General features: G+C 33.8%; 13 protein-coding genes. 8 read left to right on the forward strand and 5 right to left on the reverse strand.

Annotation, left to right across the window (positions count from 1 at the left end; genetic code table 11):
- From udg to DMP16_RS04540, 4 genes are all read left to right on the forward strand, one after another.
- A partial coding sequence (gene udg, locus DMP16_RS04525) for a type-4 uracil-DNA glycosylase (RefSeq protein ID WP_143576926.1) occupies positions 1 to 595 on the forward strand: 595 nt, incomplete at its 5' end.
- On the forward strand, positions 546 to 1,328 hold the full coding sequence (locus DMP16_RS04530) for an SDR family oxidoreductase (protein WP_069283907.1): 783 nt from the start codon (positions 546 to 548) through the stop codon (positions 1,326 to 1,328). The genes udg and DMP16_RS04530, both read left to right, overlap by 50 nt.
- Before the next feature lie 110 nt (positions 1,329 to 1,438).
- Positions 1,439 to 2,926 carry an ATP/GTP-binding protein gene (locus tag DMP16_RS04535; protein WP_069283906.1) on the forward strand — a complete coding sequence of 496 codons (1,488 nt, stop codon included), beginning with the start codon at positions 1,439 to 1,441 and terminating at the stop codon, positions 2,924 to 2,926.
- Between the two features lie 3 nt (positions 2,927 to 2,929).
- Positions 2,930 to 3,187 (forward strand): TIGR00304 family protein, encoded by a 258-nt coding sequence (locus tag DMP16_RS04540; RefSeq protein WP_069283905.1) that lies wholly within the window; start codon positions 2,930 to 2,932, stop codon positions 3,185 to 3,187.
- Between the two features lie 89 nt (positions 3,188 to 3,276).
- Here DMP16_RS04540 and DMP16_RS04545 read toward each other — a convergent pair whose 3' ends face one another.
- Positions 3,277 to 4,575, reverse strand: coding sequence for a hypothetical protein (locus tag DMP16_RS04545; RefSeq protein WP_069283904.1), 1,299 nt, complete (start codon positions 4,573 to 4,575; stop codon positions 3,277 to 3,279).
- Between the two features lie 47 nt (positions 4,576 to 4,622).
- Here DMP16_RS04545 and DMP16_RS04550 point away from each other — a divergent pair, with 47 nt between their 5' ends.
- Positions 4,623 to 5,048 (forward strand): NUDIX hydrolase, encoded by a 426-nt coding sequence (locus DMP16_RS04550; protein WP_069283903.1) that lies wholly within the window; start codon positions 4,623 to 4,625, stop codon positions 5,046 to 5,048.
- Here the strand turns inward: DMP16_RS04550 and cysS are convergent.
- Genes cysS through DMP16_RS04565 form a run of 3 tightly spaced genes read right to left on the reverse strand, consistent with a single transcriptional unit; the run spans position 5,029 to position 7,771 of the window.
- Positions 5,029 to 6,435: a cysteine--tRNA ligase gene (cysS, locus tag DMP16_RS04555; protein ID WP_143576927.1), complete on the reverse strand. Its 1,407-nt coding sequence runs from the start codon at positions 6,433 to 6,435 to the stop codon at positions 5,029 to 5,031. The genes DMP16_RS04550 and cysS overlap by 20 nt on opposite strands.
- 12 nt (positions 6,436 to 6,447) lie before the next feature.
- Entirely contained in the window at positions 6,448 to 7,341 is an 894-nt protein-coding gene (locus tag DMP16_RS04560) for a bifunctional phosphoglucose/phosphomannose isomerase (protein WP_069283901.1), read from the reverse strand.
- Positions 7,334 to 7,771 carry a hypothetical protein gene (locus DMP16_RS04565; protein WP_069283900.1) on the reverse strand — a complete coding sequence of 146 codons (438 nt, stop codon included), beginning with the start codon at positions 7,769 to 7,771 and terminating at the stop codon, positions 7,334 to 7,336. Before DMP16_RS04565 ends, DMP16_RS04560 begins: the two co-directional genes overlap by 8 nt.
- Before the next feature lie 55 nt (positions 7,772 to 7,826).
- Between DMP16_RS04565 and DMP16_RS04570 the strand changes: the two genes are divergently transcribed.
- The 3 genes from DMP16_RS04570 (at position 7,827) to DMP16_RS04580 (ending at position 12,207) form a co-directional block, all read left to right on the forward strand.
- Positions 7,827 to 9,146: an FAD-dependent oxidoreductase gene (locus tag DMP16_RS04570; RefSeq protein ID WP_069283899.1), complete on the forward strand. Its 1,320-nt coding sequence runs from the start codon at positions 7,827 to 7,829 to the stop codon at positions 9,144 to 9,146.
- 92 nt (positions 9,147 to 9,238) lie between these two features.
- Positions 9,239 to 10,366 (forward strand): DNA double-strand break repair nuclease NurA, encoded by a 1,128-nt coding sequence (locus tag DMP16_RS04575; RefSeq protein ID WP_069283898.1) that lies wholly within the window; start codon positions 9,239 to 9,241, stop codon positions 10,364 to 10,366.
- A complete protein-coding gene (locus DMP16_RS04580; RefSeq protein ID WP_143576928.1) occupies positions 10,363 to 12,207 on the forward strand; it encodes an ATP-binding protein in 1,845 nt (614 codons plus the stop codon). The genes DMP16_RS04575 and DMP16_RS04580 overlap by 4 nt, the downstream gene beginning before the upstream one ends.
- Positions 12,208 to 12,371: 164 nt before the next feature.
- On the opposite strand, the gene DMP16_RS04585 is transcribed toward DMP16_RS04580, so the two are convergent.
- Complete coding sequence (locus DMP16_RS04585; RefSeq protein WP_069283896.1) at positions 12,372 to 12,761, reverse strand: hypothetical protein; 390 nt, start codon at positions 12,759 to 12,761, stop codon at positions 12,372 to 12,374.
- Positions 12,762 to 12,977: the final 216 nt, after the last annotated feature.

The raw sequence follows: 12,977 nt of genomic DNA on the forward strand, positions 1-12,977 counted from the left end.
ATGGAAAACTAGGAAAAACGCTGTTCCCGGCGAGGGGTCTTCCAAGGCCCAGATAATGTTCATTGGAGAAGCTCCAGGGGAGACTGAAGATATAGAAGGCAGACCGTTTGTAGGGCTAGCGGGAAAACTATTAACAAAATTTATAAATGAAATTTTAGGATTAGGTAGGGAAGATGTGTTTATCACTAATGTAGTTAAGTGTAGACCACCTAATAACAGAGACCCAGAAGAAGAAGAAATCATTGCGTGTTCCCCTTACTTAGATGAGCAAATAGAAGTAATAAGGCCTAAGGTGATAGTAACCCTTGGAAGACATTCCTCATCTTATATATTTAGTAAAATGGGTATTTCATTTAAATCCATTAGTTTAGTTAGAGGAAAATTTTACAATTGGAGGTATAAGGATAATCTAATTCTTGTATTTCCTACCTATCATCCTGCTGCTGCGCTCTACAATCCTAATCTTAGAAAAGTTTTAGAAGAAGACTTCATGAAAATTAAGGAAACCATAAGCTCAAAAAGTCTAACTTTAGATAATTTCTTGTATGGATCTGGGAATAAAGGGAAAAAAGGTATTAGTAACAGCAGCGAGTAAAGGTATAGGATTCGCCACCGCAAAGAGATTTTTAGAAGAAGGAGCTAGGGTAATAATTTCGTCACATGACGAAAAAAATCTGGTAATAGCATATGAAAAGTTAAAAGAAACAAGTAAGGATATCGATTATATAAAGGCAGACTTATCTAATCCTAATGATGTAAAAAATTTAATTCATCAAGCTTACAAAAAGCTAGATGGTCTAGACGTCCTAGCGTATGTAACCGGAAGTCCTAAGCCGGGGAACATATTTTCATTAACTGATAAAGATTGGATTGATGCTTTTAATTTACTTCTAATGAGTGCAGTAGTAGCTGTAAGGGAAGCTGGTCAACTAATGAAAAGTAACGGAAGGATTATTCTCTCCACATCTATAACTTTAAGACAACCTATAGATAATTTGGATCTTTCTAATGTAGTTAGGCTCTCACTAGCTGGATTGATAAGAGTAGCATCTAGAGAGCTAGGACCTAAAGGAATTCTGGTTAATGGCGTAATGCCGGGTTGGACTAAGACAGAGAGAGTAATACAAATTGCTAAAGATAGAGCAATGAGAGAGAATAGAAGTGAGGAAGAAGTTCTGAAAGATCTTGCTAAAAGTATACCATTAGGAAGATTAGGAGAACCTGAAGAAATTGCTAACGTGATATTGTTCTTAGCTTCTAATCTTTCGACATATATTACTGGGACCTTAATATTAGTAGATGGAGGAAGCACACTAGGAGTCTTTTAAGCATTTTTGCAGATAATACCACGTTTTTTCTCCATATATAGAATACTCTTGGCCAAGCCTACTAATGATTATATTTTATTGTGCTAAGTATTACCGTAGAGTGATCCTTAGTGAAGATTACTGAGTTTTACGTGTCAAATTTTAGAAGTCTTAGTGAAGTTAATTTGAAGGACCTAGGAGGATTTAACATTGTAGTTGGATATAATGGTTATGGGAAAACTAACTTACTCTCCTCAATCTACTTATTTGTTAGAAATCTTTCAGCTGGTATTGAGAAAAGATCAGTAGAGGACAGAAACCAAGACCTAATACTAATCTGGCAAGGATATAATGTTAATAAGCCAGTGATTTTAGGCGGTAAGGTAGAGTTCTCGCCAGAGGAAGCTGCGAAAATCATTGGAAAAAACCAAAAGGTAACATTAGAAGTCGTAAATAAGATAAGATATGTTAACAATTACGTAGAGTGGAGTTTAGATACGCTATACGTCAATGGCTCGCCCCCAGGTGAAGACGATTTAAAAATTGCTAAAAAACTAGCTGAGTATGCGTCCCAATCAATAGAATATGTTCCAATTTTCGATCAAACATACTTCGATGAGATACTGAGAAGAATGACAGACATGAATAAGTCTCCAATAAACTTGAGGAAATATTGGTATGATTTTGTAAATTTAGTGAGTGCTACAATACCAGAGATTAGAGGAATGGAATTTTGGGATGGAAGAAGACTAGTTCTAAATGTTTACAACTTACCAATATATATCGATCTGGCTGCCAGTGGATTCCAAAGAGTAATTCTAATGTTATTTATAATATGGTTAAGCGGTAACAAAATACTATTAGTTGAAGAACCAGAAGTTAACATGCATCCTACCCTCCAAGCTAAAATTATGAAACTTATAAAGAATTGGACAGATAATGGAATTTTGCAAGCTTTCCTAACAACCCACTCTCCATACATTGTAGAAATGTCTGCTGATAGCTACATTGTGATGAGAAGAATTAACGGCAGTTCTACTGCTATAACTGTAAAACCTACCCAAGATTTAAGAAGTTCCATAAATCTACTTAATACGAACTTAAGTGATATTCTCTTTAGTAGAATTATCATATTAACGAGCGAACTAGCAGAACCAGCAGTCATCATAAATTGGTTAAAGAGGCTAAACATAGATGTAGAGGATCATGGCATAGGCATATTTAAAGTATCATCTGATATAGAATTACAAAATTGGTTAAGATTAAGGAATACGTTAAACCTTGATATAATCTTCTTTGGACTTTGCGATAAAATAGATATCTCACTAAGGGATTATTGCGTTCCATTGGGATATGAGGTGGAGAACTTTTATAGTAAGCAAGCCCTACTGGAGGTTTTAAGAAAGTTAGGAATAAGTTTGGATGAAAAAGAAATTAGAGACTTAGGTAAAGAAGATAACTTGAGATGGTTAGTAAATGTTTTGAAAAAACGTGGGATAGAATATGATAAAATAAGAATGCCTATAGGTAGATTAATTACGAGTATAGATACCACAGAAATACCAAAAGAAGTAGAAATGTTAGCGGTTAAGATTAAATCCCTCCAGGCTGAGCTATAATATATGAATGAGTATTTATTTTATGCGGGATTAGCAATAATCTTCATAAGTATAATATTATTGTTAGCTGGATCCATTTATGAAAGCAGAAAGAGTAGTAATAGGCAAGAAAATAATAAGCAAAGAACTGAAGTAGGAGGAGTAATTTTTATTGGACCTATTCCCATAGTATTTGGATCATCAAAAGGTATAGCTAAATGGATGATAATTTTAGCAATTATTCTATTTATAATAATGGTGGTTTTCTACATACTATACTAAACCGTAACAATTAATCTACAATTAAAAGATAGCTGAAAAGTAATCATAAATTTTACAAATATAGATACATCTAGAGATACGTTAAAAAATTATTCTCTTTTATGTAATAGAACAACAACTGCTATTATAATTATCGTGACAACAATTGAAATGGTCAGTGATAAATTAGGGTTAATAACTTTAAAGGGTAACGTCGTATTGGTGTAATTAAAGACATTAGGATATGTCTCAAAAGGATTAATGTAATTATTACCTACTAATGACGATATAAATACCGGAAACACTGATGAATTTAGTATGCTAACAGACTCCTCTTTTAATAATACACCGCTGGTACTAAAGTATAATAATTGAGCTGATAGGTTGGAGGATATATAATGCCTATACTGATATGCCTCAAAACTTCCAGCTATTGTTGATATGGTGGTTTTATTAACGAGTACAAACGTGAATCCATTCCAAGTAATGCTCTGATTTCCTACATCAGTAATGAAGCTAGTTGGTTCATCTATAGGGTTATTAATATAAATTACAAAATTCACCGACTTACCTTCTAATAATGAGGGTAATGCTAGATTTTGCCCTGCCCTAATTTGTATTTGAGTTATCTGAGTTACTAGCACGTCATTCTCAAAAAGTAACGGATAATCTATTTCTAAATATCCTACCGGTAATGTAGAATTAGATAAAGTTGAGTAATTATAAATAGCGTAAAGATATGGTTTTTGTATATAATTCGTTAGCTGAGATATATTATTATTGCCACTAGAAGTATTTAATGAAACATTTAGGAAAGTTGAGTAAGAGGTTAACGTCATATAAAGCGAATTATTCTCTAAACGATATACTATGCCATTAGGTAATAAGCTGATTTTAATAGAGTTACCATTAATTACACTACTATAATTATAAACAGTAGTATTCACTCCATTAAAGAGCACATACCCTTTGCCTAAATAGTTGAGTGCTATTGACTCATTAGGCGTTATTATACCATAAGAGGTATTATAGATTATATCAGAGATGATATATGGATAATAAATTGAAATGGGTTGAAAAATTAGATTAATAACATGCAAACCTTTTGTAATGTATACTAAATTACCTAGCTTTAGGCTATCATTAGTAAAATTTCCAGAAACGTTAACGTAGGCTATATCTTGGGTAATCTTAGTTACATGATAGCTTAACGTGTAATTGTAAATCTTCTCTATAGTTTTATTATTTATAGTTGTTGAGTTTACTAATTTAGCTATGTAGTTGATTGTAGAGGGTATGGTAAAACCACTGATAATCTGAGAATTACTGGTTTGGGAGAAACTTGGCACCCCTAAGGATATTACCCAAAGGGATAACATTATCAAGGCAATTAAGATACTTGTTCTCATACACAATACACCATAAATTACTTAATATTAACTTTTATCATCACTATATGGATAGACCAATTGTAGCAGTAGGTTGCTTTGTGAAAATAAACGACTCTGTACTTTTAGTTAAAAGAGGTCATCCTCCAAATGAAGATCTATGGGCAATCCCGGGTGGAAAAGTAGAGTTTGGAGAAACTTTACAAGAGGCATTAAAAAGAGAAATGAAGGAAGAGACCGGATTAGACGTTAATGTGAAAGACTTGATAGCATTAGTTGAAATTATACATAAAAATTATCATTACGTAATTTTGGATTTTGAGTGTGAACCAATAGGTGGCAAACTATTAGCCTCAAGTGACGCTAAAGAAGTTAAGCTCATCCCATTAAAGGAATTAGAAAAAGTCAAGATGACCGATACTACTTACGATATGCTTAAGAGATATGTTAACAACGAGAAGAAACCCTACTATATTACTCAAATCTCCAAGTAGACTTATCTTTACTATCTAATATTCTAATACCTGATTTTAAAAGCTCCTCCCTGATCTTATCCAATATTTCATACATTCTCATTTTTCTCAGCTCATTCCTAATTTCTATAACGCTATCAATTATTTTTGAGATTTTTTCATATGACGGATAGAATTCCTCATCCATTACTCCAAAGACGTCATTAAATTGTTTTAGGGCTTCAAATGCCAGCATCGCTCCTAAGAAATCTCTGCTGTACTGTAACTTAGAAAATATTAAACTAACTATTTCATGAATATGAGATAAGGCAGTAGCGGTATCAAAATCGTTACTCATAGATTGATGGAACATATCGAGGTATTTCAGTATATCTTGCTGAACCTTTATATCCTCGTCTTTAGCATAAAACTTAGGTCCTTCAGAAATTATTGACCTTAAAACTGCAATAGAATCTTTAATCCTCTGTAGGGAGTTTGAAGCTTGGTTTAAAGCTTCCTCTGAGAAATCTATCGGGGACCTATAATGTGATGACAAATACCAATATCTCAGTACTGATGGACCCCATTTCTTTAACGCTTCATTTAAAGGAATTATATTACCTAATGATTTACTCATCTTCTCCTTCTTAATAGTTAAGAAGGCGACATGAACCCAATAGGAAACCCATCTTTCTCCAGTTAACGACTCAGTTTGAGCTCTCTCATTTTCATGATGAGGAAATATTAAATCAGAACCACCTCCGTGAATATCGAATTTTTCTCCTAAGTATCTAGTTGACATGGTAGAGCACTCTATATGCCATCCAGGTCTTCCTTTTCCCCAAGGAGAGTCCCAATAAGGCTCCCCTGGTTTCCACGCTTTCCATAAGGCAAAATCATAAGGATTCTTCTTTTCTTTAATGAATTCCTCCTCTTGATTCCATTCTTCCCTTTTTGCTCCCGAGAGCTCCCCATAATGAGGATAACTGTTAACATCAAAGTATACGCTTCCACTATTACTCACGTAAGCGTGACCCTTATCTATTAGTCTTTGAACGAAGTCTATTATTTCCTTAATGTGTTGGGTAACTCTAGGGTGTATATCAATCTTAATCTTTAATTGCCCCAACGCATCTATATAATCCTTAGAGTAATAGTCTACAATTTCTCTCCAATCTTTTCCAGTTTCTTGAGACTTCTTAATTATCTTATCGTCAATATCAGTGATATTTTGGACTCTTATCACAGTATATCCCCTTAGTCTCAAATATCTAGAGATAGCGTCATAGACTACGAAAGTTCTCCCGTGACCTATGTGAATGAAGTCATAAACGGTGGGTCCACAAACATACATCTTTACAACGTTTCGCTCTACAGGCTTAAACTCCTCAAGCGTTCTTCCTAACGTATTAAATATTTTTATGACCATTAAGGATAAAAATTAACTTAATCTAAATAAATTTGAGGTTAGTTTTCTAGCTGTGGGTATGTTATATAGTTTATCTGGAGTTTCATTTAATCTCTTAGCCATCTCAAATGAACTCAATCCTGCTAGCATTAGCAAGCTTGAAATATTCATCAAATCACTTTTAAAGTAGGGTTTTATAACTATTGCATTTAGGACTTCTTCGGTAATCTTGTCAATTTCATTACTCTCTATAACTATTGGAGATAAAGACTTACCGTGAACATAACTTTCAATTTCATTATGATTAACCTCTGGAATTTCACCAAAAAATGCCGGATATTTTGCGTTCTCATTTATTTCTTGCTTGAACCTCTTAGCTATTGATAGATATCTAGAGGAGTAAAATACAGGTATCCTAGAGGGTAATATTAACTCGGCAAGCCTTTTAGATTCCTCTATAACCTTGTCCCTAGCTTTTATTACTCCATCTTTTAACTCTTCCATTATTAACTTTATACCTCTTCTCATAGAAATCATTCTAGTCAAAGGCGTAAATAGATAAGGAAATGCATATCTAGTCTGGAAACCAGATGGTACCTTAATAATATTTAGTTTCTTTTCATTAGCTATTTTCTCAAGTAAACCACCAGATGTTATAACTATCACTTCGGAACCTGAAGATATAGCATTATATACATCAGATATAGTCTCTGAAGTATTACCAGAGTAACTCACAGCAATAAGAGTCTCGTTTCCTTTAAATTTCTTATCAAAACGAATCCCAAGATCCAGAATATTAGCTATTTCCCCTACTATCCCACTTCCACCAATTCCAGAAAATATTATTATATCATTTTTTATATCAAAGACCGGTAGCTTGAAAGCTTCATCGAATAGTTTATCCCATTTCAAATAAATATCATCCACCTTTAATCACCAATGAAACTGAAAGAGAAGGAGGATTAGAGCTTATATTTATGGTAATGGAATCTATATTAAGTACTTTATTATTTTGCTTTAACACTACAATCATTTCTGAGACTGAAAACGCTAGAGTATCAGAGATATTATCAATAACGCCCGCTAATCTGCTCTTTGATACTAATGATAAAACAGTAGGCTGAGTTAAGTATCCGAATATAGAATTAGATCTCTGAAGAATTTGAAATGTATAGGATAAAACGTTATCCCAATCCTTCTGATCAATACTTCTTGAGAAAGCCTCAAAAAGATTTTTCGATTTCATCATTTGGTTCTTTAAGAATTTTAATAAATCTACCTCACTTATACTGAGTTCACTTTCATTTATTTCGTTTATCTTACCAATAGTTTCATTTAACCTCTCAATTGCTTTCATATGCTATAATTTTCGATATTAAGATATAAGAAAGTTATCATATATATTGACTAATATGGAAAGACTTATTGTAGTCGGCGGTGGAGCTGCAGGGATGACAGCAGCCTCTTGGGCTAGGAGACTTAAACCTAACCTTGACATCATAGTTTTTGAAGCTACGAAGATGGTAAGTCACGCACCGTGTGGAATTCCGTATTATGTAGAGGGTTTATTTGACGACGAAAATCTATTTTTGACTTATACTCCTAGCTACTTCACAGAGAAGAGAGGAATAAAGGTAATAATCAATACAAAAGTGACAGACATAGACGTAAACTCTAGGATTATAACTGTAATGGAGAATAGTCAGAGTAAGAATAGATATGAGTATGACTATCTTGTTTTATCAATGGGTGCTAAACCTAAAAAGATTCATTCAAATGGTGACTATATATTTTATGTTCATCATCCCGCAGAAGCCACGATTATAAGAGAGAAGCTTTGGAGAGTAAATAAGATAGCAATAATCGGTGGGGGAATATTGGGTATAGAAATGGCTGAAGCTTTAAGTGCAAGGGGTAAGAAGGTAATTCTAATTCACAGAGGGAGATACTTATTGAATAGAATGCTTGACGAAGATATGGGTAAGACAATAACCGAAAAGGTGTCTTCCAAAGTTGAAACTAAGTTAGGAGAAAGCTTAGTTGATGTTAAAGAAAATGGAAAGCTAGTGATAACTGATAAGGGAAGGTATGAGGTAGATTCTACTATTGTTGCTATAGGAGTTGAACCAAATGTAGATCTTGTTAAAGATAAACTAAAGCTAGGAGAAACGGGAGCCTTGTGGACTGATGATCACATGAGGACAAACGTCCATAACGTTTATGCTGCAGGTGATAATGTGGAATCAATAAATATTATAACTAAAAAACCTAGCTGGGTACCTTTCGCTCCAGTAGCTAACAAAATGGGATTCGTGGCAGGAAGTAATATTGGAGGAAAGGACATTAGATTCCCTGGAGTAATAGACACACAAATAACTAAATTTGACGAGTACATTATAGGAAAGACTGGGATTACAGAGAATGAAGCTAAGAGGCTAGGAATTAAAACTGTCTCGGCTATAGTTCACCATAAGACAAGGGCTAGATATTATCCAGGTTCAAAAGATATAATTGTAAAGCTTGTAGCTGAGGAGAACTCTATGAGGATTATCGGAGGACAGATAATAGGGGGAGAGGAAGTATTAGGCAGATTAAATATGTTAGCTTCTGTAATTCAAAAAGGTTTCACTGCTGAAGAACTGTTCTTCGTCGAAACTGGTTATGTACCCCCAGTTAATAGAGTTTGGGACGTTATCACATTAGCAGCTAGGAAATTGTATGCAGGTGATTAAAAACAAATTTATTCGAAAATTTTTTGTTAGCGTAATACCCTTTTGGTAATACCTCATATTTAAATATTACCATAATAAATTATGTTTAGAAGATGGGTAAGAAAATAGAGCTACAAGTATTACTGAAGGACATCATAACTAAGTATATCCTAAACTATTTAGACTCATCTAATGCTGATGTAAGGATCGTTAGTGGAGAAACCGATAATTCCTTTTCTAACGAGAGTGAAGCAATACTGATTACTCCAGTTAATGAAATTCTAAGAGATGTTAAACCAAAAAGGATACATAACGTATATGCCATAGATGGAAGTAGTAGAAGCTTTATTTCATCGAAGGGTATTATAAGCTTAGCCTCTTTGGTATTAACTTCCTCTATGAACCCTATTGTTGGTGTTTATCCTCCCATTTCAGGCCTTCCTAGCCTTGACTTAGAAAGACCTTTTATAGCAATTGCACCTGCAGGAAGTAGTCAAGGACCTTTAATACCATTTTTTTACAGCTCAGAATATATTACGACTTTTTCCCTAGATGGCAGTTTTTTTACCTCAGCTGAATCTCCAGAAGAAATAGAAACTGAGATTAGGACTATTCTAGAAACTGAGGCATTACGTAAGATCAATGATGAAAGTACAATTATACTTATTGATGGACCACTAATACCTCCTCTAATATTTTTGAAAAGCAAAGTAAGAGACGAAATAGTAAGGGTTAGGTTAAGAGCGTTAAAAAGAAACGTAATTGGAATAGTTAAGAGACTGGATAAGTCTAAACTGCTTATTTCTACACTCGCTAAAAGTAGACTTAAAATAATAGAGAAATTCCGTGTAGATCCTAAGAAGTATTTCAATGACGAATCTTTTATCCTAGATTTAATTAAATATAACGTTTCTCCACCTTATAGTCCGGTTTACTTAGGTCCTATACTTAGATATGTTAATAATATTCCAATCTATACAAATTATCTCATATATCCGTTTCATCCTTATACATTTAAGTTCTCTATATTAAGAATAGAAAGTACTCATAACAATGAAGATATTTTAGGGAATATCTGCTCATTGCAATTTACAAAAGATGGATTACCATCTATTCTAGGATTATCGGATAAGATGGCCAAGGAAATAAGCGGGGCAATTTTGAAAATAATAATGAATACATTAGAGAGCATGGGACTACAAGCGAGCTTTTATAGTAGATTAGAACAGGTGGGAATTTGAGCTCAGACCTATATAACGATATTAAGGATAAAATATCCAAGGCAAGAGCACTAGCAATAACGTTAGGAGATCTAGTGGGTAAGGTATCTAGATACGTACCTAGTGAAATCAATGAAGAGTCTAACCTTGTTAATGTTATTATAGACCCTAACACATACTATAAATACAACTTTTTAGGCAAAATAGGAATATTTCTCGGAGCTATTGACATAAAAACCTTATATTTCGTCCTGCTAAGAGTCGTAGGATACCAGAGAATAGACGCTTCTTCGTTACTTGTTAATGATTCAAGTATAGTTAGTAGTGTAGGCAGTGCTGAAGATGAACCAGGATCACTCATCACGAATGTATCACTTAAATGCGAGATGCTAACTAAGGTAGATTTTCTGAATTCATCTGAGCCAGACGCAGCTGATATAACAATTGAGCCACAATCCCCAGTAATTATCCCTAAGCCAGAAGTCATTGAAAGATCATTGGGCACAAATAGAGGACTTTTAAGAGTAGGCTTCCTCGACACCTCTTACAGTAAAGTAAAGATAAGTACCAGCCTAGACGATTTAAACTTTCATATGTTAGTATTAGGGACCACTGGCGCAGGAAAGACTTCATTCATAAAAGATCTCGTAGCTGGTATAAATTTAATTAACGAGGAGAATAGTAAAGTATTTATCTTAGATGCTACTGGTGATTACTATCACATATTCCTTCCCCCGGACAAATCAGATAGAATAGTGAGAGCTGGCGTAGAAGAATTTAATGAATTGTATGGAAACGTAATTAAAGGTATAAATTTAGACATTATATATCCCGTTAATAAAAGTTGGATTAAGAAGTACATTGGAAAAGCTAAGTCAGCCAATGCAATAACCAAGGCCTACTACGAAATGTACGTCAAACCTATAATTAATCATTTAGTTAACAAGGGTATTACAATTTACTCTTCTGTAGTCAATAATAAAATCATAATCTCTAACTCTGAGTGGAAATCGCAAGTTAACGTTTATCCGTTTTATTTTAGATTTAAAGATGTAAGGAAAATTCTTCATAGACTAAATCCTTATTTTAGTGAACAAGCTTCTCATTTCATCAAAATAATGATCAGAAAAAAAGGGAAAGAGATCTTAACATTACAAGATTTGATAAATAAGTTTAATGAGGACTCTTTGGAAGGGGTTGAGATACATAGGAGTACTAAGGAAAATATAGTAAGGGGTCTATATTTACTTAGGGAAACACAATTATTTGACGTAGGAGTAGAAAGATTTCCATTAGCTAAGATATTAGAAAATTCATCATCTACAATAGTTTTTGACCTATATAATAACGAAATAGACGAATTTTCTCAAAAGATTTTAACATATTACTTCTTAGATAAACTGTTTGCATTTAGAGAGAGGCAAATGAGAAACGGAAACGTAAAGGGAAGGTTTATTATAGTATTGGACGAAGCCCATAGATTTTTTCCTTCTGCTAAGGGCATGGAAGAAGATACTAATTACGTTAGAAGAGTAGCCGGAAAAATAGCTACGATGATGAGATTAGGTAGGAGAAGAAAAATAGGTTTCATCTTCTCTACACACAACCCTAACGATTTAAGTGATATAATTACGCAATTAGCAAATACTAAAGTTATCTTTAGAATAAAATCAGAAATAGCTGAAACTTTAGGGCTATCTAAAAACGAAGCAAAAATACTAAATTGGGAGAGAAATGGCGTAGCATTTTTATTAACACCATGGCTAAGAGAGGGAAGGATAAAAATTAAAGTGCCTGTTCCTCCCCCACTAGGACATTACGATTTATCAAAAACATATCTCCCAATCGGACTGCCTTTTTAAAAACTACGTCGTCTATGGAGGCTAATAGCGTAGTCCCTCTAGATATCTTTATTGCTGATAACATTCCAGTCTCGACTAGTAGGAAAAGCATATCGCCTCCATGCATTCTATTCATAAAGTTGGTTTGTTCATAGTGAACTATACTATACGTCTCTACTATCGTGTCAAGTATTCTTAAAGATTGCATCATTTAGCATGTTAGCAATCTTCTCAAAATTTTTATCTCTCCTAGAATACTCTAAGGTTATATCTCTAAGTTGTTTTAATACAGATTTCCAATCAAAGTTATTTATTATGTTTTCGGGCAAAGCGTTAGGTTTGATTCTCTTCTCGTAGCCTGTCATATATGGTAAATACTCATCTTCTGCTACTCTTAACATGGCTATACCATTTCTATCCAAAACGTATTCATAAACTCCAGCCTTCCATAATGTTATTGAATAGTCGTCTGAAGGAGGAAAATATTTCCTAATTACTTCTAAAAACTCTATAACGTTTTCCTTACTCTTATTCTTTTTTAAGGCATCGATTAAGTTCTCTAATTTTTGATCCATTTCTGACTTCCTCCAAGTCCTAAAGGATAAGGGTTCTCATGGGGCGTCTCACTGATTCCCCTCACCGATTCGTAATCACATCTCTCATTTTAGGGGCAGTCGAGAAGCTCAGAGAACCCCTCCCATCTAATTGTTAGGATTGGCTTTTAGACTTAAAAACTTTGCCATTCCCACACTGCGAGGCTTTCCTCATTTTGTAAATAGTTGATGATATAT

Origin of the sequence: Sulfolobus sp. B1 (assembly GCF_007050195.1) — an archaeon.
Taxonomy (GTDB): Archaea; Thermoproteota; Thermoprotei_A; order Sulfolobales; family Sulfolobaceae; genus Saccharolobus.

Bases quoted from the DNA above. Each gene is read 5' to 3' on its own strand.
- DMP16_RS04540 (WP_069283905.1), top strand. From the start codon at position 2,930: ATGAATGAGTATTTATTTTATGCGGGATTAGCAATAATCTTCATAAGT.
- DMP16_RS04550 (WP_069283903.1), top strand. From the start codon at position 4,623: ATGGATAGACCAATTGTAGCAGTAGGTTGCTTTGTGAAAATAAACGAC.
- DMP16_RS04565 (WP_069283900.1), bottom strand. From the start codon at position 7,771: ATGAAAGCAATTGAGAGGTTAAATGAAACTATTGGTAAGATAAACGAA.
- DMP16_RS04530 (WP_069283907.1), top strand. From the start codon at position 546: ATGGATCTGGGAATAAAGGGAAAAAAGGTATTAGTAACAGCAGCGAGT.
- cysS (WP_143576927.1), bottom strand. From the start codon at position 6,435: ATGGTCATAAAAATATTTAATACGTTAGGAAGAACGCTTGAGGAGTTT.
- DMP16_RS04545 (WP_069283904.1), bottom strand. From the start codon at position 4,575: ATGAGAACAAGTATCTTAATTGCCTTGATAATGTTATCCCTTTGGGTA.
- DMP16_RS04585 (WP_069283896.1), bottom strand. From the start codon at position 12,761: ATGGATCAAAAATTAGAGAACTTAATCGATGCCTTAAAAAAGAATAAG.
- DMP16_RS04570 (WP_069283899.1), top strand. From the start codon at position 7,827: ATGGAAAGACTTATTGTAGTCGGCGGTGGAGCTGCAGGGATGACAGCA.
- DMP16_RS04575 (WP_069283898.1), top strand. From the start codon at position 9,239: ATGGGTAAGAAAATAGAGCTACAAGTATTACTGAAGGACATCATAACT.